This is a genomic window from Microcoleus sp. Pol10D4, assembly GCF_036701555.1.
Classification (GTDB): domain Bacteria; phylum Cyanobacteriota; class Cyanobacteriia; order Cyanobacteriales; family Microcoleaceae; genus Microcoleus.
In genome coordinates, this window is sequence record NZ_JAUBRA010000008.1 from 124,661 (window position 1) to 149,247 (window position 24,587).

The following is a 24,587-nucleotide window of genomic DNA, read 5'->3' on the forward strand; positions in this document are numbered from 1 at the left end:
AAATACATTTTTTAATAAATAAAAATCGGAATAGGTCTTATATTCCTAATAAGGCGCTCATTGTCCAAAGCGATCGCACCATCCTCCTCGAACTCCACTCTCCTAAAGCTGAAGCAGCAAGAAAAGCGATCGCCTGTCCCCGTGAAAAACTGCCAGACTTAGAATAGGATGAATTTCTGAGGTTTCCTGTGAAGCTAGAGAACATACTGTTACCCGTAAGAATCCTGGCAGTCATTGCGATCGGCAGATACGCTCAAGGTATAGTAACTAACGAAATCGCTGCGGTAACCAACGGAATTAGCGATCCACCGTGAAAGGGTATTTACAGTGTGGCAGAATGATTGGTGTTGTTGGGTTTCGCAGGCTCCAATCTAACTTATAGGACTTGCGAATCCCTAACGTAAGCGACATAACATTGACCATCACCTACCGCAGGCAACCTCCTATTCCCAACAGACAACCTCTCGGCGGTCAGGTGCATGGGTGTTGTTAGGTAAATTGCATCTAGATGTAACGATAGAGCGTCACAATTGATTTCAGGAAACAGCTCCTCATCTGTAAACAAGTTGAGAGTGGATTATTCTGCCGTTTCTTCCGCTGATTTGCGGGTGAAAATATAGACCGATCGCTCAAACGAGTCCAATTTTAGGGCGCGGTTTAAAAGTCAGTTAAAGCCCTATTCTTGTGGATGCAAAATAAGAGATTTAGGGGTTGAAAGCAGACCATAGTATAGTTAAATCTTGCGATTCATAGGCTTACTCACACCTTCCCGATTACCTCGTGGCAGATGCGTAAGCCCGTCAGTTGAGTCAGATGGAGCTGTCGTTACACCGTCGCGGGTGTCTCAGCATCATGTGAGCTTTGTGGAAAGTGACCGCGCTCAACCAGAGCGCGTACAGGCTCACCCTTGGGTTATTAGTAATAACCGTTTGTTTCAAATTACAAATCCATTGTTTCAAATCCTAACGTTAATTATATTTCTCTTAGATTATTTGCTCATCGATTATCCCAGTAATTACCATAATGCTATTTGTTGGCAATACCCGCAGTACATCAAAAAACCTACCCACACACCTCGATAGGAAAATACTATGAGCAACGGAAGTGGATGCCCCTTTACGGGCGGCGGTCAGAAATCTCAGCCTCGTCATATGCCGTCAAATCGAGACTGGTGGCCGCATTATTTGAATCTGAGCATCCTCCACCAGCACACCCCCCAGGCCAATCCTATGGGTGAGGAATTCAACTACGCTGAGGAGTTCAAGAGTCTTGACTTAGCTGCCTTGAGGGCAGATATCTACGAGCTGATGACCACCTCCCAGGACTGGTGGCCAGCCGACTACGGCCATTATGGGCCGCTCTTCATCCGGATGGCTTGGCACAGCGCCGGCACATATCGTATTGGCGACGGTCGCGGCGGCGCGGGTTCCGGTAGCCAGCGGTTTGAGCCGCTCAACAGTTGGCCAGACAATGCCAACCTCGACAAGGCGCGCATGTTGCTTTGGCCAATCAAGCAGAAATACGGCAAGAAAATCTCGTGGGCAGACCTCATGATCTTCGCTGGCAACTGCGCGCTTGAGTCGATGGGTTTCAAGACGTTGGGTTTTGCCGGCGGGCGCGTGGACGTTTGGCAGCCAGAGGAAGACATCTACTGGGGTTCTGAGAAAGCCTGGCTCGGCAATGAGCGTTACGAAGAAGATCGGGTGCTCCTGAATCCTCTCGCCGCCGTTCAGATGGGACTGATCTACGTGAACCCGGAAGGGCCAGACGGCGAGCCCGATCCGGTCGGCTCAGGGCGCGATATTCGCGAAACCTTTGGTCGGATGGCGATGAACGACGAGGAGACAGTCGCCCTCACCGCCGGTGGGCACACGTTCGGCAAATGTCACGGTGCGGGCGAGGCGACGCACGTAGGGGCTGATCCTGCGGGTGCCACCATCATCGATCAGGGCCTCGGCTGGAAGAACGCCTTTAACACGGGTGTCGGCGTCGATGCGATCACCAGCGGTATCGAAGGCGCATGGACCCCCACGCCGACACAGTGGGACAACAGCTATCTTGAAACCCTGTTCAAATATGACTGGGAACTGACGAAAAGCCCCGCTGGCGCGTGGCAATGGAAGCCCAAGGGCGACGCTGGTGCGGGTACGGTACCCGACGCGCACGATCCGTCGAAACGGCACGCCCCCATGATGACCACGGCAGACATGGCGATGAAGATGGACCCCATCTACAACCAGATTGCGCGACGTTACCACGACAACCCGGATGAGTTTGGCGAGCAGTTCGCCAAGGCGTGGTTCAAGCTGACGCACCGCGACATGGGTCCCCGTTCACGCTATCTCGGCCCGGAGGTTCCCCAGGAAGAGTTCTTGTGGCAAGATCCCATTCCCGCAGTCGATCATGAATTGATTGATGAGCAGGACATCGCTGCCCTCAAAGCCAAGATTCTTGCTTCGGGACTGTCTGTCTCCCAGCTCGTTTCGACCGCTTGGGCGTCGGCGTCAACGTTCCGCTGCTCCGATATGCGCGGTGGAGCGAACGGGGGGCGCATTCGTCTCGCGCCGCAGAAGGATTGGGAAGTCAACCAGCCAGAGCAGTTGGCAACAGTGCTGCAAACCCTGGAGGGAATTCAACAGGAGTTCAACAGCTCGCAGTCTGGCGGCAAGCGGGTTTCGATCGCTGACTTGATCGTTCTGGGCGGATGCGCGGGCATTGAGCAAGCGGCGAAAAATGCCGGTCACGACGTGACGGTTCCCTTCAAGCCGGGACGCACGGATGCGCTGCAAGAGAAAACGGATGTCGAGTCCTTTGCCGTGCTTGAGCCGACTGCGGACGGGTTCCGCAACTACAAAGGCGGCAAACATAGCGAATCGCTCGAAGAGCTACTGGTCGATCGGGCGCAGTTGCTGTCCCTGTCAGCTCCTCAGATGACGGCTCTCGTGGGCGGCTTGCGCGTCCTGGGTGCAAACTTTGGAGGGTTCAAACACGGCGTCTTTACCGATCGGCCAGAGACGTTGACCAATGACTTCTTCGTGAACCTGCTCGACCTGGGTACGACGTGGAAGGCGACCTCTGAAGATGAGTATGAGTTCGAGGGGAGCGATCGCAAAACAGGCGACCTGAAGTGGACTGCTACCCGTGTTGACCTCATCTTCGGCTCAAACTCTCAGCTCCGCGCCCTGGCGGAAGTCTATGGATGTGTGGACTCGCAGCAGAAGTTTGTCAATGACTTTGTGGTGGCGTGGGACAAGGTGATGAACCTTGACCGCTATGACCTTCGCACAGTCTTAGCGAAAACCTCTGCGAGGAGTTTCTAGGCGTAACTTCAACCGATCGTCGGCGATCCCAGATCGAGGTTACGTTAACCCGCGGCAATCCTAAATGCGGGTAGGAGCTAGAGACAAAAATAAGAGCGGCGTTTCAACTTGTCTTGAAACACCGCTCTGGGCTTTAGATCCTGATACCAAAGCTATTTAGAAACATGAACGCAATATTAGTCACGTTGTAAGATGTGCCAATGGTATCGGGGTAGTAGTAAATATGTAGTGATTGAATATTTATTGCCTCAAAGTATAGTCGTAATGATGGACAAAATACCAAATAGCACCAATATGGTTTTCTAACTTTTTAGAAAATGAGAAAGTCTTTCTTACAAGATGTGACATTAGGTTAATGCTGGATAAGATCGATATAGGAGATAATATTCAGCAAAGGTGACAGATAACACCCAAGAACCCGGACTTAACCTGCTTTCGTTTCTGTTTAATCCCTTAAAATTAGGGTGTTATCTAGCAGATACGACGGATAGTCCACCGCAGGTAAAGGTATTATCCAGCAGATCTGTTGAATACTGAAGTTTCTACTGTCCCGACTTAAACGGGTAGCCACGATGCTGATTAGGCAAACAAAAACAGCCCTAAGTTCCCTAGGTTATGAACTAGATTGCCGTGAGGAGGCTTTTGGCTATCTAAGGGATTCCTCCGATGTACTCGGACAGCCAGAGCAATTGCGACGGAGGATGCAACAAGACGGTTACTTATACTTAAAAGCCTTTCTTAACTCTCAAGAGGTTTGGCAAGCTCGGCAGGAAATTGCAGCTTGTTTAGCTGCTGAGGGAAGCTTGGAACTTGAGGGCCCTGTTCTAGATTGCATCGCTAAACCGGGATTAAGCATGAATTTCCGTCCCGATTTAGCAAGCAGGAGTTCAACACTGAAAACACTGCTTTATTCGGGACGCATGATGGAATTTTTTGGAATGTTTTTAGGCGGTCAAGTCCGGCATTACGATTACACTTGGCTTAGAGCCGTCGCCCCAGGAAAAGGAACTTACGCTCATTGTGACATTGTGTATATGGGACGGGGAACTGACAAGCTTTACACGGCTTGGACTCCATTAGGCGATATTCCTTGGGAATTAGGGGGGTTAATGATTTTGGAAAATTCTCATCATCTAGAGACTATTAAAAATACCTATGGATGTAAAGATGTCGATCGCTATTGTGCCAACAGAAAAACGGCTTCTTTGTATGCCTCCAATCAAAAATCGTGGGATGGAGCCTTATCCAAAAACCCGGTTTCTTTGCGCTGTAAATACGGAGGACGTTGGTTGAGTGCCGAATTCGAGGCTGGAGATGTTCTGATTTTTGGTATGTTTACCATTCATGCGAGTTTGGATAACCATTCTCCTTCTATTCGACTATCCTCGGACAGCCGTTATCAATTGGCATCGGAACCAGTGGATGAAAGGTGGGTTGGCAGTAACCCTATTGGTCACTCTACTGCTGCTAAGCAAGGTCAGATTTGCTAGAAGAAGACTTTAGTATTGTCTGTTTGAATTTAAGTTTAGTCGCTCCGCATCGCTACCGCACCGAATTCAGCTCTGGGCTATCCTAAAAGGCCCTTGAACCTCTTACTTTTTTGGGGAGTAAGCCCGGAGTTGATGGAACGTCCCCCAACCATTCCATTGGCCGTCTGGTGGCTCCCAATACTTGACATATCGAGCGGTCATCGGGGGAATTGCAACATCAATATCCAGTTTATTGAAAATGGTATTTGGAGAGTAAGGATGGACTATTTCAGAAGCTAATTGCCAAGTTTTATTATCTGTTGAAACCTCAATGCGAAAGGTTAGTGAATTCTTAAACGCACCATCCCAATCAATATTGTAGCCAACACCGTTGAGTGAATAAACTGCACCTAAATCGATAGTTTGAAAGGTGCCAGTCCCTTCATTGGTTCCGTTTCCCCACCGCCCCAGTTTTGGATAGTTCGTTGTTGTTTGGTAATCAGCCGGATCGTTAGCATTGCTCCAGCCAGGATAGGTAATCCCTCCGTTTCTGGCAATCACTGGTTTGCCAGCAGCTACGTTGGTGCCTAATATCGGCTTCGACGAAGTAATATTGCTTGGAGATGCTGATTCCACTGCTGGCGGTGGAAGTGTAGGGGTGTTTGATACTTGTTGAATCGATTGAGAACAGCCAGCCACAGCTCCCGTAGCGAGGAATATCCGAGCAAACCAGGCACACGATTTTTTCATGATTTGAGGAGGGACGATTGCCCCGGCAAATTAGGGATATTATTCAAGGATATGCTCGCCTCAGTTCTGGGGGAAACTAAAACCGAACCAAAAACCCAAACCCAACCCGCAACCCCCACAGGTAGGCCATGCCCAAAATCCATGAGTGCGATCGCTTTTATGCCAGGAGGAGACGGTATTCTGAGTAATGGGAACAAAAGCGATCACCCTATAGAGAGATGAGCTTTGACGTTTATGGCAAAACCCAAAAGGTATCCAAAAAATTGGCGAGAGATTGCGCTCTCAGTGAAAGAAAGTGCTCTTTGGCGCTGTACTAAATGCAACCAACAATGCCTCCGACCCGGTAGGAAAAGTGGTTTAACCAAGTCCGAACGATGTTCCCTAACTTTGACAGTGCACCACCGCAACCGGATACCGGAGGACAACCGTCCAGAAAACTTAATAGCCCTTTGTACTGCGTGTCATCTTTCTTATCACAACCGCGGGCAATCCAACGTCTCGCCTGGACAATTATCGCTGTTCCCCGATGATGGCATTGACTGGGATATGATGGATTGCTCTCTGGAATCGGCAATTGAAAATATCAAAGAATATTAAAGAATTAGCAGAACTGCTTCAACCCTTGCAGCAAGAAGATAAAAATCTGCACGGAACACGCGCCGATTCTCACCAATACAAACTGAGGCCAACGCTTGCGGAAGCCGAGTTGCAAAGTTTCGAGCGGCAACATCAAATCAAGCTGCCCGAAGATTACCGTACCCAATTTATTTCTTTGAAGATTCAGAACTCCCCGCTCAGCTTGAGTTAAACGAAGACAGGATAGTTATCAAAATCAATTTTTCGCCTTTCATCTTAGCCTAACCTTGACATAGTTGCTATTTGTAGGAAGCGCAAAGCAACCGACACAAACCCAGATTTTTTCCTTGAAAGGCAGTCTGTCCCCGCCATTTGGAGGGGGCTATTTTAATTATCCAAAACCACCGGATTTGGTGAGGTCAGACTTAAACAGAAGCCAATACTATTATTTTATAACGTAATAAAAGCCAGCATTTATGAAGAAAAAACCATCAATACCAGATGCGATTCTGGCTATAGATTTTGGCGGCTTATCTACTAGAGTTTTCTGCCAAAGCTCGCAAGCAGGCAGTAAAGCAAACTCCTTTGTAATGGAATCGCAGGTGGGGCCAGTGAGCCAAGACATAGCCAATTGTTTCACCAAACCTAACCTCGCATCAGCATCTCCCGAAAATATTGCTTGGGTGGCAATTGGTAATGAATGCCGAGCCGTTGGCTACCTGGCAGCAGCGCAATTCAATGCTCACATCGGTTTAGCGGGACTGAAGTACAGTAGCGCTTTGTACAAAGCTCTAGCAGCTTTGTGGGTAGTGTCGCGGAAGTTAGATTTAGGCAGTCAATTTAGCGCTGCGATCTCCGTTTTCTTGCCCCCAGGCGAATTTAATGACTCCAAGCAATTTTTTGAACTCTTAAGTCAATACTCTGCTTCATTTGAAACACCCACAGGCAAGCTATCCGTCACCCTGGACAAAACCCAAGCTTTGCAAGAAGGTGGCGGCATTGCTTTGATCCACAACAGTAATTTAGGTTCAGCCTTCAAGCAGCGGGTAACTGCCTTTGTTATGGTAGGATTTCGCAATGCTTCGGTAATAGTTTCGGCACGCGGTGCTGTCGGTAAGGGCAAAACTTCAGACTTAGGAATGGTAAGGTTAGTAGATCTAGTTCAAGAGCGAACCTCTAACTACGATGCTTCCCGTTTGGCTTTATCAATCGCTCAAGCGGGCGTAAGCTACAACCGCCCTTACTTTTACCGAATTGCTCGGAATCGAGAGGAGACAGCGAAAGATCGAGAAGTTGACCAATTGATTGAAGCAGTCAAGCTGTCTCGCTTCGACTACGCTCGAATGCTATCTCATTGGATTAATGAAGTGCTGCCGCCCGATTTAGATGAAATTGTATTTTGCGGGGGGACTTCTGAATATATGAAGCCAGAACTGCGAAATCAGTTTTCTCATTATTCGCTGTCTTGGCACGCAGGTATAACAGTGCCAAAAACGCTCGATCCTGATGGTTTAGGTTGCCGCATAGCTGATGTTTACGGACTATTTTCTTACTTCAAATCTCAGTTTGAGGTACTGAGGCAAAGCTCTGTTGCGGCAACTTCTCAGAGGGCAGAAAATACAACTTCTACTTCAGGAGATGCTCCAGTCCCTCCGACTGATATACAGAGTGTAAAAGAATGTGCTGAACAATCTATCAAGCCCAAATCTGAACAATCTACCAAGCCAAAATCTGAACAACCTACTCACCCTAAATCCGAGCCACCTACTCAATTAAAAATTGAGCAATTTACTCACGCTAAATCGGAGCAATCTACTGAACAAAAATTTGAGCAATCTACTGAACAAAAGACTGAAGATATTACTGAACAAAAATTTGAAGAACCCGCTAAACAAAAATTTGAGGAACCCACTGAACAAAAGACTGAAATTATTACTGAACAAAACAGTGAAGTTTGCGCTCAACAAAAGACTGATTCAAGTATCAAAGATAGCTGCTTAGATGATTCTAATAAATGGAGTGAGGAGGAGGAGTCGTCCAATACAGAACCTTCATTAGAGGAATCAGAAGCAAACTTAGATGCAGCTCTCTTATTGGGAGGGCCCTACCGAGGTGCTGGAAAGAAGGTGAGGAATTATGCCTAGAAAACGTTACAAGGAATTTTGCTGGCGCTGTCAAGTTTTGCCAGATTCCGAAGACGCTATCTTGCTATCTTACCTGCAAAATCATCCTTTTTTTAGTTTACAGGAAACGATTTTACCTCTAATCAAAGCGCGGTGGCTGTTAGCATCATTACGCAATAGCGGTAGTCATTCTAGTACAGAGTTAGAGTATTTGAGGCGAGAAAGCATTAATTTTTTGCTTAGGCAGATAGATGAAGTTTGCCGAGATGCGGGATTTAACTGTACCGAGTTAGGAGCAATTGCCCCTGGTATTTCTTCGGGTTTAATTCCTTTAGCTACTTTCCCTCACTTATCGAATTCAGGTGCATCTATTGCTGCAGAATTAACTGCCCCTGAGAGTTCAAATCCAGCAAGTTTGCCCGAAGAAAAAGAAGCAGAGGAATTTTCGGGAGAAGTTGAGTTTGAAAACAGCGCGTTTAACTTAGCTGGTTTCGATCCGGCAATGGTCGGACCTAGTTTTAGTTAAAAATTATTAAGTCTTGAATAGACACCGACATCCAGCAAGGAGGAATGAAATGACTAACATGATTCACTTGGTTGACGGCGAGAAAGGTGGCGTTGGCAAGTCCATGCTAACTCGGATTCTGGTTGAATTCAATCAGAAGTATGAACTGCTGTACACGTTAATTGATGGCGATTTTCAAAATCCTGATGTGCAGCAGCGCTATCCTGAACACAATGCAAAAATCGTAGCTTTAGTTGAAGATGAAGAGAAGTTTTTCGATATCGATATTATTTTTGAAACCGCAGTAGAAACTCCTGTAATTGTCAATTTACCAGCTCGGGTTTACAGCATTATCAACAAATGGATTGACGAAGCTAATTTAACCTCTCCTGATTTTAAAGAGCAGTCAGGAGTTGATGTATGCAAGTGGTTTATTTGCGGGGGTACGACGGACAGCATTGAAATGTTTATTGACTCTTTCAACTACTTTGAAGGTCAGCTCAATCACATTTTTGTCCGCAATTTTGGAGTTTGCAAAGATTGGTCGCACGTACAAAGCCATAAGGAAATGAACAAGCTCATTAATAATTACCGAATTCCTGTGGTAGATTTGCCGGCTCTGAGTGCAAGAGAGCGCAAGTTTATTGATACGAAGCGGTTGTCATTTTCTCAAGCAATGAAACACTCTGAATTCTTCTTGATTAGTCAGCAGCGATTGCATACTTTTCTGGAAGACTGTTTCCGCCTGATAGAAGATGTAGGTTTGTTTAACAACGTACCCAATCGCAATAAAAAAGAAGTCATCGCGCCCTATGAACGAAAAAAAAATGAGGAAATGCAAATAGAAAATGAGCAACAAAATAAGTAACAAAATAAGCAACAGGTGGTAAAGTCTCAGGAGGCTGTAATTTGTAAAAAAGGTATCGTAAGCTTTTAAGAATCTAAATTAAGGCTTACGCACACACTCTACTGATAGGGTGTGCCGAAACCAGCCGGCTGGCTGAGTGCAATCAACGCAGTTGTGTTATCCCAGGCGTTGGATATTAGCAATAAACAACGTTTATTGCGTTAAAACTCTGAAAGTAAGAAGATTGATCGATCGCCCGCTACGAGATTTCCAGGGTTTCAAAAACTTCTTCACCACTGGGCCAGCGGGCTCGGTGTGCCGAAACACATCTTAATACTACAGATAGTGTCTAAACCGATAATTTGCGGGTATTCCTGTAAATTTTACAGTCATATCAATTCCGGTTGCACTCAGACATGATGTTGACTGTTGACCCTTCGACCCTTCGGCTACGCGGTTCCTGAGCGTAGTCGAAGGGCAGGGCGACGCTGTTGACTGTGAATCGAACAACTGAAAATTGCGCCGAGATAGGTGGCGACTTGTAACAATCATTCATGAATTGCCCTCTAATTTATCACCTGACGATGCAGGCGGAAACGATATCAATGGGTGATGAACTCGTTAGGAGACGGACAAAATATGAGTTCACACTATAGAATGCGCGATGCAGAACAGCATAAAGATTAGGATTTTGATTAGGTAGGAGGTTAAATGTCCGATAGACTTTTAGAAGAACTTTCCGAAGTTGACTCTCAAGAGTTGGGCGAGATATTGGAAACGCCAAGGGAACAGGGCAGACTTAATAATACCAAAAATAATTCCATACAATTCGCTGAAAATTCGCAAAGTTGGCCCGATTCTCCAGATACATTTCCAGAAGATGCAGTAGAAGAAAAGTTGGAATCAGATGGGAGTAAGCTAAATGAAAAGGAGTTTTGGGAACTCATAGAGGATGATTCGAGGGAAAGAGAAGCTCTGAACAGAGATCCTTTATCTGCCCCTCCCATGTACGAGAGAGATACTGAGTCACTAATCAGCCAGGTACTTAAGGGCAAAGACTCCAAATTTCGCTCTCACGTCATTCAGACAGCTTACCGATACGGTCTCAATAAAAATGACCCGCTTTTTATCGTATTGCTGGCTACAGGTCAACTCGAACTGCTGTTAGAAAAAAAACCACAAGAGATTGACCAGTTTTTCAAGAATTGGCAATCTCAATGGCAAGGTGATTTGAAAGATTCTCAAGCTGTTATTTCTCAAGAACTGGAACAAGTTCGCCAGCTTACTGAAAATTGGGAAAAAGAAAGCAGGGAGTTTTTAGAACGGCAGGGAAAAGCGGCTGTTAAGGTGCAACATCGCCACATTTCCAACTCAGTTTACACCCTAGTGCGACAAGCAGCTTTAGAGAAAGTTGCTCACGATATTTGGTCGGTGATTTTTGGGAGCGGGGTAGTGTTAGGGGCAATGGCGATTGGCGCGTTTATCGGGTTAGCGCTGCCCCGGTTCATTCCAGCGCCTGAACTCGACCCAAAAGGGCCGCGCCAGCTCACTTTAGAACAAGCCGTAGCGCTCGAATGGGGGCTGAGCAAAGAGGGTCAGTTTGCTCGCAAGAACGCGGATACAATTCAGTGGGCAACCAGCAATGAAGGGAAATATGCTCGCCAATTTATGAGCTGGAATCAAGCTTTGTTGAGCGAGAAAGGTGGCAAAAAACTGTGTGAAACTGAGATAAATAGATTGGGGGTGACGCTGACAGTAGAGGGTAAACCTGCACAAAAAGGATTTTGTACTTTGTGGATTCGCTCCCCTCAAGAACGAGAATTTGTTCCTTGAGGGCAAATACTAAAGTCTTGAATGGGATGTAAATAAGTTAGCTTAACAGGAGAAATTTATGATTGCCAATTTGAACAATCAGCCGTTACCTGACCCAAATCAGAAGCAAGTGCAGTCGCAAATATCGGGTGTTTTAGTTGCACTAGACGACCCATTCGATAAGATGGTTTGGGATTACTGTTTGAGTCAAACATACCCAATATCGGAACAGATTAAGATTGTACTGAGTGCTTTCTGGGGACCGTTTGCTGCTAAAAATGCTAGCAAGTCTCCAGAGCGAGTGCGAGCAATAGCTTGTTATTCACTGCAACAATTAGCAGCTCAACAAAAATTAATTGACTCAGTGTTTGAACTGTCAAGTGAATCAAATAAACTTTCCGAAGTTATTGCTGTTCTCAAAATGAAAAATAGTTGTGAGGCACTCAATCAAGCTTGTGTGTGTTCTCAATCTGTTCTAAATACTGCAATTCGGTGGGAGTAAGAGCCGTTGTTCTTTCTAACAAGTTGAGGATTTCTATCTCAAAAGGATCTAGATTTCCTAATTGGTGAAGTCGGTCAGTGCGATCGCAAATTTCTTGAAGTCCCGGTTGATTTTCGAGCGGCACGACGGTGAGAGCTGAGTGTTTGAAGGTATGCAAATTCATGGCAAGAGTAGGGATGTGCCGCATCCACACGGTAGCCGTTTTCTCGCCCACTGAGTGAATGCGCCCCAACCGACCGTTAACGTCCTGGCGATCGGGCGCATACACTTCTACTAACGAACTAATTTTGAGCGTTAGGTGGTGAGCGATGGCAGGTTGCTTTTCAGGTTTCACTTTCCGGCATCGCCCCTGTAAAGTTTTGGCAACTTGAGCCGGACGACTGCGAGCATCATTGGCCAAAGCAAGAACTTCCTTCTTTGTCAGCCCAGCAGAGCGGTTAAGAATCTTCCACTTCACATCTTCTCCTCCAATAGAACTAAGAGCATCCACAGCTCGAGTAAATTGGGCATCCCGGTAAATCGTTCTGGGGGAAGCTTTGAACCGTTCTCCTAACTCTCGTGCTGTTTTGTCTGTCAAGCTGCCATTTTGACAGCTTGCTCCTTCTGGCATTGTTTTGTCTGTCAAGTGGTCATTTTGACAGCTTGCCTCATCTGGCATTGTTTTGTCTGTCAAGCTGCCATTTTGACAGCTTGCTCTATCTGGCGATATTTTGTCTGTCAAACTGTCAAAATGACAGTTTGCCGAACGCTTGCCCCCGTGAGATTCCTTGGTCAGCTCGTACCAGGTGCCGCGCAGGTAGCTAACGGATTCTGGCGTCAAGCTGCGCCGTCCCAGTTGGTTGGCGATCGTCCAGACCTTGACTGCATTTCGACTGTCAAAAGACATCTCTACAATTTTGTATGGTATGCCGTGCGCGGTACAGATGGCGAACCTGTTGTGGCCGTCGATGAGAAGCTTTTCCTCGACCCAGACTACTAACGGATCGCGGCATCCTTCCTCCAGAATGCTCGCTTGCAGGGCGGCTTTTTCGTCTTTACTCAGGGGAGGAATGAGAGATTGAAATTCGGGGTCGATTCGCAGTTGTTTCGCAGCACAAGAGGTACACCCTCCAATACCCCCCGGCAAAACAATTAACGCTTGCGGCTCCCGATCGTCTGCTTCTGATTGCATTTGACGCATTCCTGGCGAGTTTGTTGAATGCAAGGCTCGCCCGCGCTCGACCGCAACCGGAGTAGGGGAGTCAGCGCGGGCAGGAATTTTCTTGAACTATTCAACACTAACATAGTTATCGTCGAGAAGCCTCCAGAAAATGCGAAAATAGTAAAAAAAAGGAAATGCTATCGACGCTATGTCACCCAGGAAAGGAATTCACCCCCATCCCAACTCACTAGCCAACCTCAACCGCTCTGGGGGACAACCCCGCTATGAAGAACCCAAGAAGCAAAGAAATATCCAGGTAACGTCGGTGGGATGGGAGGGAATTCGCGCGATCGCCATTGAACGCGGATTGAGCCTCAACGAGTTGATAGAACAGATTGGCAGGGGTCTAATTCCCCTTGGCAATGGTGAAAAAAGTAACTAATCGCCAGATATAGAAAGGGAGGTTAGATAAAAAATTTTTTCTATCAACTCGTTACTAGAAGTTTTATTGATAGTAACGACGGGTTTTTTATCGGCAAGGACTTGTTAAAAATTACGCTTTTGTGCCGTGTAAATCTATCAGGAAAAAACACAATGGTTCAATCACCTCCAAAACTTATAACTGTTGATGAATTTATTACAAACTACGGCGACAGCGATTGCTACGAACTGATTGATGGTGAATTAACCGAAATGGAACCAACAGGGCCGCACGAACAAGTATCCGGTTTTTTGGGACGAAAACTGAATGTAGAAATTGACCGCCTGGATCTACCCTACCTTATCCCCCCTCGCTGTCTCATCAAATTATTAGGAACAGCAACAGCCTTTCGCCCCGATGTGCTGGTATTAGATGAAACTCGACTGATTAATGAACCTTTGTGGCAACAAGAACCTGTAATTACATCAGGTTCCTCAATTAAACTGATTGCTGAAGTTGTTAGCAGCAACTGGCAAAACGATTACGCTCGCAAAGTTGAAGATTACGCCCTGCTTGGAGTGCCTGAGTATTGGATTGTTGATTATTTGGGCATTGGTGGCAGAGAATATATTGGCAAACCCAAACAGCCGACAGTTACAATTTGTACGCTGCGAGAAGACGAGTATCAAAAACAGTTGTTTCAAAATGACGATCTGCTTATTTCCTCAATCTTTCCCGGCTTGCAATTAACAGCGCAACAAATCTTCGCGGCAGGCAGATATGCTGCTATCTAGCTTATATCCAGGTAACGTCGGTAGGATGGAGAGAATTCGTGCGGTCGCAATGGAACGGGGATTGAGTCTCAACGAGTTGAGCAAACAAATGGGCAAGGGTCTGATTCCCCTTGGCGCTGAAGAAAGTAACTAATAGCTTGGTCAGGAAAAGGAGGGTGCCTTCAAAAAAACTTTCTATCAAATCGTTCCCATAAGTTGTTTTGAAATAAAAGACTAATTGGCTTGTTGATTCCCCGAGCGTGCTAACTAACTTTCAAAATTTGCTCAATTAGGGAGACAAATTGCTGCGGTCGATGCTTAAAATGCTTCTTGATTTGAAATTTTAACGAATCTGCTGGCACATCTTTTTTGTTGAGTTTCAGGCGAATATGCTCACTTCGTGGGAGAGTGGCATTGAGCGCTCGAATAACGGTGCGGCATTGTCGAAGAGTCAGGCTATCGACTTGAATGAAAGGTAGATTTAATGTGTCGGTATCGAGTTGAATATTAGAAGCAAATTCGGCTTTAAATTGTAGCGAAGAGGTGAGGCGCTGTTCTTCTGTGGGTTCTGGAGTTGCTGCACATTCGGTAACAGCAGGAAAGGAAGCAATTTCATTGAGAAGAGGCACAAAATCTGGGGCAAGTTCTGCTGAGAGTTTTTCAGAAGGATTCATTCGCTTCGATGCTAACAGCGTAGCGATATAGTGAACAATTAAGCCACCGTAACCAAAAATTACCACAGTTTCAATTGTGAGGGTGAGAAAATGCTGAATATGTTCGTACATGATTATAATTTATTTGCAAGTGGAACATCTCTCAAACGCGCTCGCGTTTAATATCAAAACCTTACTAAAGCCTTCTGAGAATGCGGGCGCAAGTATCGCAAACGGAACTGGTGCGGTGGGTGGGCGGGCAAAACAAATCCTGCTCCAAGCAGGATTTTATCCCCTTTATCGGGGGTCGTCATTGATTACTTGATAAAATCATCAATCTCTTCATTATCGTCAGTTGCCTTTTTCTTATGAGAAGCTTTGACTGCCGACTCGATATAACGGAAGTGCAAGTCAATCACTGCTTGCTCAGATGAAAGCCAGTAAACGTTGCTCAAGATTTCTTCAAGCATTTCGTCAGCCGAGTAGCCTTCATATTGCTTGTTAAACCAAGTATTGAACGCTTCCCAGTCAAGAGCTTTACCTTTCTGCAACTGTCGTTGTTTGGCACGTCCCGTTAACTCGCGGGCAACGTGCAAAAACATCTCGAAGCGCTGTTCTTCAAGAGTTTCTGCAAATTGCTTTTGCATCGGAGTTGGAGCGGATTTGCGATTAGCCATGATTAACCCTCAAGCGTGTTTTTTTTCACAACTAAAGCGACGGCAGTCTGCTAATTACAATTAATTCAAAAAAAATAGGGGTGGGTGAGTGGGTAAAATTAAATTCACAATCAAGGTCAAAATTTCCTTGATTGTGAATTTGTTGGGTCGGCTTCCCAGAGCGTCCTAATTCGGACGGTGGCGACAATCATTACCCAGCATCGCGATTCGTGGAAAAGGCCTCGATAGAGGCAAAAAAATGCTCTGCTTTTTCAGCAGAGCTTTCTAATCAAACTTTAGCCATTATTCGTCGTCTTCCTCAAATTCTTCGTCTTCGTCTAAACTAAAATCATCCTCCTCATCGTCATCATCCTCATCCTCATCCTCATCCTCATCGCCTTCCTCGTCTTCGTCATCCTCATCAATTTCATCGAGTATGTCATCAATTTCATCATCTTCATCATCGAGTTCGTCGTCCTCATCGAGTTCTTCAGTATCTTCTTCAGAGGATTTAGCTAACTCGTTGCGACGCTTTAAGCTTTGAGCATTGAACTCCATTAAATCGGCAATGGCAGCTTGCGGGTTGTCAGCAATTGTATCGTAAATTTGGCTCATCGCTAAGGCAACAACTTCGACACCATACTTGAGTTCCTCGGGTCGGCCAACTAGCTTGGGAAACACAGTATTGTTCCACTCTTGCCAGTCGAACTTTTTACCATTGCCATTGCCGTTGCGCTTGTTCAACTGAGCTTGAATATCCAATCCCAGTTTTTCGCGAATTGCGTGGCCAACCTTTGTCGAAATACGGCTATCGCGACGCTGAATTGTCACACCGTACTTCTTATGAATTGTATTGCGAATCTGTTTGACTAGCTCGCCAGCAAGTTGCTCCGGGCTGAGGTTAGGTTGAGGTTTTGATTTTGCTCCATTGTTACTGCTAACTGTTTGACTGTTCTGTTTTTCAGGTGGCTTAGATTTAGCAGGCACTGGTGAATGAGAGCGAATGGGAGTGGCTGCGGTTTGCTTTTTACTTGTGACCATGATTGACAATTTAACTTGCATAACATCAATTTATTAGTGCCGTTAGGCACAATTACCCCCTCCACTTGAGGGGGAGTTTTTCGCTCATTAGCAGGAAGCTAAATTTTAATTATGTTAGTTAAATTTTTATGTTAAACATCCTTAGTTTAGTTGTACAAACTCATGAAATTTTTCACTATTTCGTCTAATTTAAGAGTCCCTAAAACTCCAATATTTGCCCTCGAATATTACAGTTCCGATCGCCAAAAAATATTGTCATCATTTCATCAGTACGCCAGTGAGTGTTGTTTACCTGTTTATTATTGGAATCCTGGCTATGCAACTCTTCAACAGGTGCGGTGTTTGGATAAACATCTCCCCAATTTAGGTTGTCATTCTGATATGACAAGCGTTTCAGATATTTCGGAGATGTATAATAGTGAATGCGTCTTATGTAAAACTGAGCTATCTGTCGAGAATGATGTCCTGCAATTTCTGCTGGAAAATGACTGCCCCGGTATCTTTTTGTTAGAGGACATTTTGGAGTCAGACAGTACCGAACAGCCTCTTGTGCGCCGTTATTCTCAATTGACTAACGCATTCTTTGAGCTGAAAGGGCGTTCAGCCGAGCAATATTGGGTACTGCTGGGTGAGTACATCCAACTACCATCAAAGCTAAGTCCATTAATTCCTCTACTCAAATGTCCGTTACCCGATCGTTTTGAAGTCGAAGTTCTTGTAGATAATTTTTGCGATCGCAATTGTTCCCTTGATTTTGGTTCAGATGCGGTAGCTGCTAAAAAACGGCTGGCTGTTTCTAGTCTAGGGCTGCCAACTGCTGAAATTGAATTAGTGTTAGATCGATCGCTCTCTGTGACCGCTTCAGTTGTCAAAATCGCACAGTTGGTATTGGAGCATAAAATATCGCAACTTCGAGACCAGGGGTTGGAGTTCATTGCTTCTCCCGACGTGCCTCATGCTGGCGGTTTAGATCTATTAGACGCTTATTTGAGCGAAGTCGTAAAGCTATCAGAAGCTGATGCCAAGAAATATCACCTCAGACCTCCCAAAGGAATGCTGCTGTGGGGGCCGCCGGGGACGGGCAAAAGTTTGAGTGCGAAGCTAGCTGCTAAGAAGCTAGGTTATGCGCTTTTAGCAGCAAGTTGGGGCAATATTCTAGGTTCCTCTAATCCCGATCGCGCTCTCAACAAAATGCTGGATACAGCCGATAATTTGGGCGGCTGCGTGTTGTTCTTTGACGATTTTGACAAGGGTTTTTCTGGCTGGGAATCAAATGCTGATGGCGGTGTAGCTAGGCGGCTGTCGCAGAAATTGCTCACATGGATGCAGGAGCATGAAAGCCCCGTGTTAATGTTAGCTACTGTTAACCGCTTAGAAATGCTGCCGGCTGAACTTATCCGCAGATTTGACGACGGCGGAATCTGGTTTGTGGATTTGCCACACAGCGGCGCTCGCTATGAGATTTTCAATTTGCACTTAGCTAAGTATTTCCCAGAGCAGTTTGGGGAAGGAAAAGAGAATCTTTGGAGCGACAGACAGTGGTATTTGCTACTATCTGATTATGCCGGAGCAACGAGTGCTGAAATTGCGATCGCAGTTAAACGCTGTGCTGAACGAGCTTATTGTGAAGGACGACCTGGTAAAATTGAATTGGCCGATCTGCGTTATCAGAGAACTCAGTTTGTGCTGTCGTTTGAGCGTTCTTCTGAAGATATCCAGGGGATTCGGAATAAAGCGTCCTTTGCTCGGCCTGCTTCTGGGGGCGATCAGTCTAAATTTGCGGTGGCAGAGCAAGAATTATTCGAGTATCGGGCACCTGCTTACGAGAAAACTTGAGTGTACGATCAACAGCAATAGCAGGGTTTTATTGGCATCGAAAATCAATTCCAAGATTTCTGCCGCATTAGATGGTGCGGTGCAAACAAGAGAAGTATTGTAAAACTTCATTGAGTTTATAAGCAATAGTCCGGACAGTTTTTATATGACCCAATGGCTTATACCAATTCACTATGAAGATACACTAAATGAGGCTGATGTCTTTCTGGTTGGAACTAGATCCTTAGCGTTATATTAAATGCAGCTTCATAGTGAATTGGTATTAGGCTCTAAGACTTTGAGCCACTGTGGATAATTAAATCAATGTCAGCTCCACCCCTGACTTACATTTAATTCGACTTTTTTATGCTCCTTGCCCCGCGTAAGCTTGTAGTATCGTTCCAAAAACTGTCCGGAGTATTGTTTAATACAAAGCCAAATAAACAAGTTCTTTTGTCTGGCAGATCGATTTTTAAGTATTTATACTGTATCGAGCGGTTCGCGCTAGACTATCCCACGGAATTTACTGCCCGCCCGCACCCCATGTGACAGTTGGGGTGCGGAATGTGGGTTTCATCTGGGGTAAATTTGACCAATTCCGGCGCAATATCCCCTAGAGCGCGATCATCGATGCACTGCAAAAATTGGTGCAGCAACTCTTGGGAGAACCAGACGAACAGATGGAAGTGTGGCGATCGCATCTCCACACTCTTCCAGGGCGAAATGTCCAGTATTGAGGAAGGTGTTGAGGCTGATGGCTACCAGATTTTGAACACCATTGGTGTATTGCCAACGAGTTCCTTCCACCAGGGTGAGGAGAAATTTGAGTTTATCTGCACTCTCAGGGGAGCGATCGCGCCAGTATGCTCTGACAGGTTCCCAAAATTGGAGTAATTACCATAGGTTCATCGGAATTGACCTTCACGAGCAAGGTTTAAGCGTCCAATAAACCAGTCTGCGAAATTGTCCTACATTTCACCACTTAATATCTGCCAGTTAAACGCCAATTTAGGAATGCAGTTGCTACTTAAACGTCAACTGCTGAAGTTCCTTTTGATTCCAGTTGCCTAACCTGGCTGCAGCTTCATAGGTGCTTTGTAAGAACTCTAACAACGTCTGATCCGGTGATTCTGCCTCACGGACAGCATCATAGGGCAAAATAAATTCACCCAACTCTTTATTGTAAAATGCAGCATCAGGACGAACCTCAGCCTGCTTAAACCCATCGGGTTCTGGGTACGCATAGGAATAAAACGCTGGGTATGATAATCCGGCTCCGGGCCAAAATCCGGCACTACTGACTTCCTGGGAATAGGCTTCCTGCGCCACTGCATCCGGTAGATTTGGCACCCCTCCCGGATGCTCAGGAGCCGATCGCCCCGAAAAGCGAGTCACTGCTAAATCAAAACTCCCCCAGAAAAAATGAACCGGACTAACCTTGCCGGAAAAATGGGAGCGAAATTCTCGAAAGACGCGATCGGACTGTAGCAGCACTCGCCAGCATCGATTGGCATAATCCGCATCATAAGTAGCATGGGTTTCATCCTGCTCAAATCGAATTGGATTGGGGACTTCATTTGGTTTAGTGTTAATTGTGATGTGAATATCCAATGCTCTGAGCGTTTCCATCACGGTTTGATAAAAATCAGCGACCGAGCGAGGGTAGAGGGCGATCGCCCGTCTTGCCCCTTCGCTGGTTTGAATCAGCAACTCATGATCAATGAAATCAAAGTCGATTTGAAAGATGCGGCTGCCATAGGGAATCGTGGAAGTGGTCAGTCCCCGAACGGTTAGATAGAGGGGAATATGCCAGGAATGATTAATCCACGGAGTTTGGGCAAATCGGATTTTGCCGATGATTTGAGTCCACATGTGCAAGGTGGCATAGGTCTCTTGCCATGCGTCCAGGGGTAAACTCGGCCAAATATCTGTTAGGGCAGGCTGATTTGACATCATGATTTCCTCGCGAGTAGAAAAGGGGCGCGTGATCAATAGTTCTTCTGTTGTTCGTCGGTAAAACACCACAGCCATTGTTCTCCCAATTCGGCTGAACTAATCACCGCATGTCCACTTTCTTCGTAATGGCGGCGAGCGTGTTGATTTTTAGACGAGTCGCAGCACAGCATTTTGCCGCAGGTTTGACAAATTCTCAAGTGAACCCAGGGATCGCCAACTCGCATGCATTCCTCACAGCGGAATACCGGGTAATTGGCTTTTGAAATCATATTCTCCAGCGTCAGTTCGTTCAGGTGTTGACAAGACATGGAAGATTCCTGTGAATGTGCAAGATATGTACTTGCTCAAATGGGATACAGCCATTTGCGAAAGAGTTGAGTGAGGCGCGGCATAATCACGTAGGTCAGCAGGGCAACCGTTAGACCTGTAACCAACAAGGTTCTGAGCAATACCGGAAGCCCAACCAGGAGCGGTACTAGCAAACGGTTGAGAATAGATATCGTAAAAAATACTCCCAGCCATGTCACGATCGCCATTTTGTAGCGCGGAGGTAGAGCCTTCATGGGTTTGTTAGGAAGCGTAAACCAGGTTTCCAGACCCGTTAGAGTTTGAATGGTTTCAGGCTTTTCAATCAAGGGCTGCAACCGCTCCAGCCATTCCTGCCGCACACTGGATTCCAGCCAGGTTTTGAGGTTGTCGTAATGATCAAATCTGAGAATTGCCACATATTCAGGATGAGTGTGGTCACAGGGTCGGATCACGCTGACTCCTAAGTGTCCCTTAAATTGGTGAGCAGCCGTCGCAATTCCGTGCAACCATTCCTCATAACCTTGTTCACGTCCTGGTCTCACGATATGAGAAATCACGGCGGTGACTAGATAGTTTTCTTGACTGGTATTGCTCGCCAATGGTTCTTCCAACATAGAATTTAACAGTCCGGGAAATTGGATGGTTAAAACAGAAAAACAGCTCTTACCGTGCCTGTATAGACTCTAAAACTGAAACGTCGTCCGAATAATGCCAACAAAAATCGTGTCATTATTGCTGTTGTGTTCAGGGTTGGTAATGACGATTACACCAGGAGTGATTGAGAGATGGTCGTTCATTTGAAACCGGTAGAAAGTTTCAAAGTGCAATGAGGTGCTACGATCGCTTACTCCAAACTGATTGCTGATCACTCTAGGCGGTTGTCCAAAAACAAAGCCTAATAAGTTTCCTTCCTTACCCAAATCTGGAAATCCAAAATTAACTGCGTAGTAAAAAATCTCAGCAGTAGGAGCATTGGAGAGGTCTTGCGCCGATGCCCGGAGATATCCTATCCATCCTCCCAATCTGAAAGCAGGGTTAACAAGCCAGGAAGCCGTAAGACTATAGCTATCCCCAACAATGCTGGTACTGTTTCCATTAAAGGGATCATTGGTAATGGCACTACTGGTACCAATATCAATTGAATTCAAAGAACGAGCATAGGTTAAGCCCAAACTTAAGGATTCTGTGGGTTTGAGTGTCAGTTGTGCTAAGGCAGAGTAAGAACCATCAAATAATCCAGATCCCGCAGTCGGGTTGTTGGCGTTACTAGCAAGATAAACCAGTGTCAAATTGATGGCTGAGTTAAAGTTATGGTTGATACCAACACCTGTCCCACCTGTTTCTTCACGATAGATAGGGCTACGCACCCCAAATGCGGAAATCGAACCTCTGCCATCACTTCCCAATAGAGGGTTAATCGTATCAACCACATCAAACAAAGTGCCCTGGGCGATCGCAGTCACCCTAGTATCTGACCCGATGGGAAATTGATAATAAAGTTGATTGAGAATGAACTGATTGTCTGTATTACCATCAAAACTTAGGCGAGCCATATTGGTTCCTGTGGCTGCTCTAAAGTTTGGAATATTACCAGCCTGAAATCGAATTCTCAGTAAATCTTGCCCCGTAAAACTGGTGTCCGAGATCAACCGCGCACGACCGCTAAAAATGATAGTGTCACCGATCTCACCCCTAGAACCAGGTGTTTCTCCTGGTGGTACAGCTCTATCACTGCCAAATGCACCGCTCACAGCAAAAACGACCTCTCCAGTCAATTTTGTTGTAGGGGAGAATTGCTGAGACTCTAATCGAGTTGTGCGGGTTTCTAAGGAATCTACCTGTCTACGCAATGTTGAGAGTTCTGATGCAAATTCCGCTTGAAGTCTTTGTAGTGTTTGTAGATTTTCTCTTTCCGCCAGATCTACTGTTGCACTGGCTAGTAGCTGATCTAGCCGATCTAGACAAGCATTTAGCCCAGCAGCAAACTCATAACGAGTAATGGCTCGATTGCCCTGAAATAGTTGATTTGGATAACCAACCATACAGTCGTAGCGATCGACTAAGGCTTGTAATGCTGCAAATGCCCAATCGGTCGGTTGCACATCAGCCAGTAGATTCACAGAGGGGACTTGACCTTGCAAGGTATCCTGGGCAATGGCAGACTCAACCAGGGATGGGTAAATCAGAGAGCCTCCAAAGATCAGACACGATGAGAGAATCGACTGAAAGAGAAGTTTCATTGAGAATCAATCCCCTCGAAACACCGGATTACTTGGTAATTTTGGCAGCAACCACCTTGGCTAGGATCGATCAATGGCAATCGATCCTAGCCATTCACGAAATCATCAAGTGTCGTTGCAATATTGCAAATGAAGTTGATCACTTGGCAATGACAACACCCACTCAGTTACACAGGAGTCATCAGGCGCTCACGACTGGCAGAGCCAGCACTTGATGTTGCCACATAACTAGTCATCAGGTTTTTGTAGTCAGGAATAAACCCTGCAAGGAGATTACCTAGCCCTTCAATATCGTTACGCCAGTCACGGTGCAATTCACCTACAACACTAAACCAATTGACCAACTGAACTCCAGCACGAGACATCCGATCCCACGCTGCATCGCGACAGGCTTCATCGAAGGTGCCAGAGGCATCAGTAACCACAAAAACGTCATACCCTGCCTCTAATGCCGAAAGCGCACAAAACGTAACACAGACATCAGTGACAATGCCAGCAATGATCAATTGCTTCTTACCGGTTGCTTCTACGGCTTTAACGAATTCCTCATTGTCCCAAGCGTTAATCTGTCCGGGGCGCGGAATAAAAGGAGCATCGGGAAACTTCTCCTTCAGTTCAGGCATAATGACTCCATTGGGACCATCCTCAAAGCTAGTGGTCAAAACAGTAGGCAGGTTGAAAAACTTGGCTATACTTGCTAGCGCCAACACATTATTTTTGAAGTCGGCAGCACCAATATCACGCACAAGCGAGAACAGTCCAGTTTGGTGATCCACCAGTAAAACAGCAGCATTATTCTTGTCTAGACGATTGTACTTGAATGTAGACATTAGGTAATTCTCCTATTGGAGCGATTGGTGAATGAGGAATTGCAGAATGAAATCAAAAGCTAAACATCTCTGCTTGTGCTTTTAAGTGAAACGTCTGTTTACCCTCAAGGGTTGATGACGTAAGCGATCGCGCCATGAACTGAGTCTGCAAGACAACGCCAAATTTCATCACTTAAGCTCCGCAAGTTAAGCACAGAGTTAAGATTTTCGCGTCGCGTGCCCAAAGGGCATTCGCTTCACTGTGCGATTGCTCCTAATGCTTTCAACGTCGCTGCTTGAGCGTGCGTTAATCCAGTTGCACCTTGAATATTTATGCCTTCAAGCATGGAACCGTGCAATTTACTTGCTCGATCCATTTCCATGACTGTTTGCATAAATTCAATATAGGTGGTCGCCTTCAAGCTGTCGCCTATAGCAAGTTAAATTTTTTACAGTACAAATTGATAGATTAACCATGCCATCGCGGAGTAGAAGGCTAGCTCTAACTTAAGTTAGAATCCGAATTTGATCGAAAGTACATTCATACAACTGATCGACCATCAATGTCTGAATGCAAAATCCGGTAGCGATGTCCCACACCTTTGATGCGGGCGATGACCTGTTTGCCCCCCGGATGAAGCGGTTGTCACTACGAGCTATTGCCGTGAACCGACGACGACAGACCCTCGCTGCCTCAACGCTTCAGCAATACGGCTCTCGATTCCGAGGTAGCCTGTGGAAGATATTGAATGTATAGCGGTTCTCAGATTAATGAGGTATACAGAAACCCTGTAGTGTCAAGCTTTCCAGGCAAAAAATCGTACCTCACCTTTTTGAAAAAGGCTATATCTCTGCCTTCCAGGCTATTT

General features: G+C 45.9%; 28 protein-coding genes and 1 pseudogene. 15 read left to right on the forward strand and 14 right to left on the reverse strand.

The window, feature by feature from the left end:
• Window positions 1-37 precede the first annotated feature (37 nt).
• Window positions 38-235 (reverse strand): hypothetical protein, encoded by a 198-nt coding sequence (locus QUA36_RS06980; RefSeq protein WP_333456371.1) that lies wholly within the window; start codon window positions 233-235, stop codon window positions 38-40.
• A gap of 856 nt (window positions 236-1,091) precedes the next feature.
• On the opposite strand from QUA36_RS06980, the gene katG reads away from it, so the two are divergent.
• Window positions 1,092-3,320, forward strand: a complete 2,229-nt coding sequence (gene katG, locus QUA36_RS06985; protein WP_333456373.1) for a catalase/peroxidase HPI — start codon at window positions 1,092-1,094, stop codon at window positions 3,318-3,320.
• A gap of 240 nt (window positions 3,321-3,560) precedes the next feature.
• Here the strand turns inward: katG and QUA36_RS06990 are convergent.
• Window positions 3,561-3,668 (reverse strand): annotated as a pseudogene (locus tag QUA36_RS06990) (IS1 family transposase); the annotation flags it as partial.
• 224 nt (window positions 3,669-3,892) lie between these two features.
• Here QUA36_RS06990 and QUA36_RS06995 point away from each other — a divergent pair.
• A complete protein-coding gene (locus QUA36_RS06995) occupies window positions 3,893-4,810 on the forward strand; it encodes a phytanoyl-CoA dioxygenase family protein (RefSeq protein ID WP_333456375.1) in 918 nt (305 codons plus the stop codon).
• 102 nt (window positions 4,811-4,912) lie between these two features.
• On the opposite strand, the gene QUA36_RS07000 is transcribed toward QUA36_RS06995, so the two are convergent.
• Window positions 4,913-5,539 (reverse strand): discoidin domain-containing protein, encoded by a 627-nt coding sequence (locus QUA36_RS07000; RefSeq protein ID WP_333456377.1) that lies wholly within the window; start codon window positions 5,537-5,539, stop codon window positions 4,913-4,915.
• 234 nt (window positions 5,540-5,773) lie between these two features.
• Here QUA36_RS07000 and QUA36_RS07005 point away from each other — a divergent pair, with 234 nt between their 5' ends.
• The 7 genes from QUA36_RS07005 to QUA36_RS07035 all read left to right on the forward strand — a co-directional run bounded on the left by QUA36_RS07005 (window position 5,774) and on the right by QUA36_RS07035 (window position 11,904).
• Window positions 5,774-6,136 (forward strand): HNH endonuclease, encoded by a 363-nt coding sequence (locus QUA36_RS07005; protein WP_333456379.1) that lies wholly within the window; start codon window positions 5,774-5,776, stop codon window positions 6,134-6,136.
• Window positions 6,114-6,347 carry a hypothetical protein gene (locus tag QUA36_RS07010; protein WP_333456381.1) on the forward strand — a complete coding sequence of 78 codons (234 nt, stop codon included), beginning with the start codon at window positions 6,114-6,116 and terminating at the stop codon, window positions 6,345-6,347. The genes QUA36_RS07005 and QUA36_RS07010 overlap by 23 nt, the downstream gene beginning before the upstream one ends.
• Window positions 6,348-6,591: 244 nt before the next feature.
• Entirely contained in the window at window positions 6,592-8,259 is a 1,668-nt protein-coding gene (locus QUA36_RS07015) for a hypothetical protein (protein WP_333456383.1), read from the forward strand.
• Complete coding sequence (locus QUA36_RS07020) at window positions 8,252-8,764, forward strand: hypothetical protein (RefSeq protein ID WP_333456384.1); 513 nt, start codon at window positions 8,252-8,254, stop codon at window positions 8,762-8,764. The genes QUA36_RS07015 and QUA36_RS07020 overlap by 8 nt, the downstream gene beginning before the upstream one ends.
• Window positions 8,765-8,813: 49 nt before the next feature.
• The gene (locus tag QUA36_RS07025) at window positions 8,814-9,611 is read left to right on the forward strand and encodes a mobilization protein MobD-like protein (protein WP_172192730.1); all 798 of its coding nucleotides are present in this window, start codon (window positions 8,814-8,816) and stop codon (window positions 9,609-9,611) included.
• Window positions 9,612-10,301: 690 nt separating this feature from the next.
• Window positions 10,302-11,423 carry a DUF6753 family protein gene (locus tag QUA36_RS07030; RefSeq protein WP_333456386.1) on the forward strand — a complete coding sequence of 374 codons (1,122 nt, stop codon included), beginning with the start codon at window positions 10,302-10,304 and terminating at the stop codon, window positions 11,421-11,423.
• Between the two features lie 58 nt (window positions 11,424-11,481).
• Complete coding sequence (locus tag QUA36_RS07035) at window positions 11,482-11,904, forward strand: hypothetical protein (protein WP_194060121.1); 423 nt, start codon at window positions 11,482-11,484, stop codon at window positions 11,902-11,904.
• Here QUA36_RS07035 and QUA36_RS07040 read toward each other — a convergent pair.
• Window positions 11,846-13,075 (reverse strand): hypothetical protein, encoded by a 1,230-nt coding sequence (locus tag QUA36_RS07040; RefSeq protein WP_333456388.1) that lies wholly within the window; start codon window positions 13,073-13,075, stop codon window positions 11,846-11,848. The two genes, QUA36_RS07035 and QUA36_RS07040, sit on opposite strands and share 59 nt — an antisense overlap.
• Before the next feature lie 178 nt (window positions 13,076-13,253).
• Here QUA36_RS07040 and QUA36_RS07045 point away from each other — a divergent pair, with 178 nt between their 5' ends.
• The 3 genes from QUA36_RS07045 (at window position 13,254) to QUA36_RS07055 (ending at window position 14,393) form a co-directional block, all read left to right on the forward strand.
• On the forward strand, window positions 13,254-13,487 hold the full coding sequence (locus QUA36_RS07045) for a hypothetical protein (protein WP_194012320.1): 234 nt from the start codon (window positions 13,254-13,256) through the stop codon (window positions 13,485-13,487).
• Window positions 13,488-13,639: 152 nt separating this feature from the next.
• Entirely contained in the window at window positions 13,640-14,260 is a 621-nt protein-coding gene (locus QUA36_RS07050; protein WP_333456390.1) for a Uma2 family endonuclease, read from the forward strand.
• The gene (locus QUA36_RS07055) at window positions 14,247-14,393 is read left to right on the forward strand and encodes a hypothetical protein (RefSeq protein ID WP_333143558.1); all 147 of its coding nucleotides are present in this window, start codon (window positions 14,247-14,249) and stop codon (window positions 14,391-14,393) included. The genes QUA36_RS07050 and QUA36_RS07055 overlap by 14 nt, the downstream gene beginning before the upstream one ends.
• 109 nt (window positions 14,394-14,502) lie before the next feature.
• Here the strand turns inward: QUA36_RS07055 and QUA36_RS07060 are convergent, their stop codons facing one another.
• From QUA36_RS07060 to QUA36_RS07070, 3 genes are all read right to left on the reverse strand, one after another.
• Complete coding sequence (locus tag QUA36_RS07060; protein ID WP_333143557.1) at window positions 14,503-15,024, reverse strand: hypothetical protein; 522 nt, start codon at window positions 15,022-15,024, stop codon at window positions 14,503-14,505.
• Window positions 15,025-15,209: 185 nt separating this feature from the next.
• Window positions 15,210-15,569: a hypothetical protein gene (locus QUA36_RS07065; RefSeq protein ID WP_194060967.1), complete on the reverse strand. Its 360-nt coding sequence runs from the start codon at window positions 15,567-15,569 to the stop codon at window positions 15,210-15,212.
• A 282-nt stretch (window positions 15,570-15,851) separates the two neighbouring features.
• The gene (locus QUA36_RS07070) at window positions 15,852-16,589 is read right to left on the reverse strand and encodes a hypothetical protein (protein ID WP_333456392.1); all 738 of its coding nucleotides are present in this window, start codon (window positions 16,587-16,589) and stop codon (window positions 15,852-15,854) included.
• Window positions 16,590-16,751: 162 nt separating this feature from the next.
• On the opposite strand from QUA36_RS07070, the gene QUA36_RS07075 reads away from it, so the two are divergent.
• Window positions 16,752-18,425, forward strand: a complete 1,674-nt coding sequence (locus tag QUA36_RS07075) for an ATP-binding protein (RefSeq protein ID WP_333456394.1) — start codon at window positions 16,752-16,754, stop codon at window positions 18,423-18,425.
• Window positions 18,426-19,028: 603 nt separating this feature from the next.
• Here QUA36_RS07075 and QUA36_RS07080 read toward each other — a convergent pair.
• Window positions 19,029-19,211, reverse strand: coding sequence for a hypothetical protein (locus tag QUA36_RS07080; RefSeq protein ID WP_333099898.1), 183 nt, complete (start codon window positions 19,209-19,211; stop codon window positions 19,029-19,031).
• A gap of 16 nt (window positions 19,212-19,227) precedes the next feature.
• On the opposite strand from QUA36_RS07080, the gene QUA36_RS07085 reads away from it, so the two are divergent.
• Window positions 19,228-19,353, forward strand: a complete 126-nt coding sequence (locus QUA36_RS07085) for a hypothetical protein (RefSeq protein ID WP_333099897.1) — start codon at window positions 19,228-19,230, stop codon at window positions 19,351-19,353.
• A 74-nt stretch (window positions 19,354-19,427) separates the two neighbouring features.
• Here QUA36_RS07085 and QUA36_RS07090 read toward each other — a convergent pair whose 3' ends face one another.
• From QUA36_RS07090 to QUA36_RS07115, 6 genes are all read right to left on the reverse strand, one after another.
• The gene (locus QUA36_RS07090) at window positions 19,428-20,360 is read right to left on the reverse strand and encodes a DUF5996 family protein (RefSeq protein WP_333099896.1); all 933 of its coding nucleotides are present in this window, start codon (window positions 20,358-20,360) and stop codon (window positions 19,428-19,430) included.
• A 32-nt stretch (window positions 20,361-20,392) separates the two neighbouring features.
• The gene (locus QUA36_RS07095) at window positions 20,393-20,668 is read right to left on the reverse strand and encodes a UBP-type zinc finger domain-containing protein (protein ID WP_333099895.1); all 276 of its coding nucleotides are present in this window, start codon (window positions 20,666-20,668) and stop codon (window positions 20,393-20,395) included.
• Window positions 20,669-20,704: 36 nt separating this feature from the next.
• Window positions 20,705-21,283, reverse strand: a complete 579-nt coding sequence (locus tag QUA36_RS07100) for an antibiotic biosynthesis monooxygenase (RefSeq protein ID WP_333456396.1) — start codon at window positions 21,281-21,283, stop codon at window positions 20,705-20,707.
• Window positions 21,284-21,352: 69 nt separating this feature from the next.
• Entirely contained in the window at window positions 21,353-22,909 is a 1,557-nt protein-coding gene (locus QUA36_RS07105) for an iron uptake porin (protein ID WP_333143960.1), read from the reverse strand.
• Window positions 22,910-23,076: 167 nt separating this feature from the next.
• Window positions 23,077-23,739 carry an isochorismate family cysteine hydrolase YcaC gene (ycaC, locus tag QUA36_RS07110; protein ID WP_333093232.1) on the reverse strand — a complete coding sequence of 221 codons (663 nt, stop codon included), beginning with the start codon at window positions 23,737-23,739 and terminating at the stop codon, window positions 23,077-23,079.
• A 236-nt stretch (window positions 23,740-23,975) separates the two neighbouring features.
• Complete coding sequence (locus QUA36_RS07115) at window positions 23,976-24,113, reverse strand: hypothetical protein (protein WP_333093233.1); 138 nt, start codon at window positions 24,111-24,113, stop codon at window positions 23,976-23,978.
• Window positions 24,114-24,307: 194 nt separating this feature from the next.
• Between QUA36_RS07115 and QUA36_RS07120 the strand changes: the two genes are divergently transcribed.
• Window positions 24,308-24,475: a hypothetical protein gene (locus QUA36_RS07120; RefSeq protein WP_333456399.1), complete on the forward strand. Its 168-nt coding sequence runs from the start codon at window positions 24,308-24,310 to the stop codon at window positions 24,473-24,475.
• The last annotated feature ends 112 nt before the right edge of the window (window positions 24,476-24,587 follow it).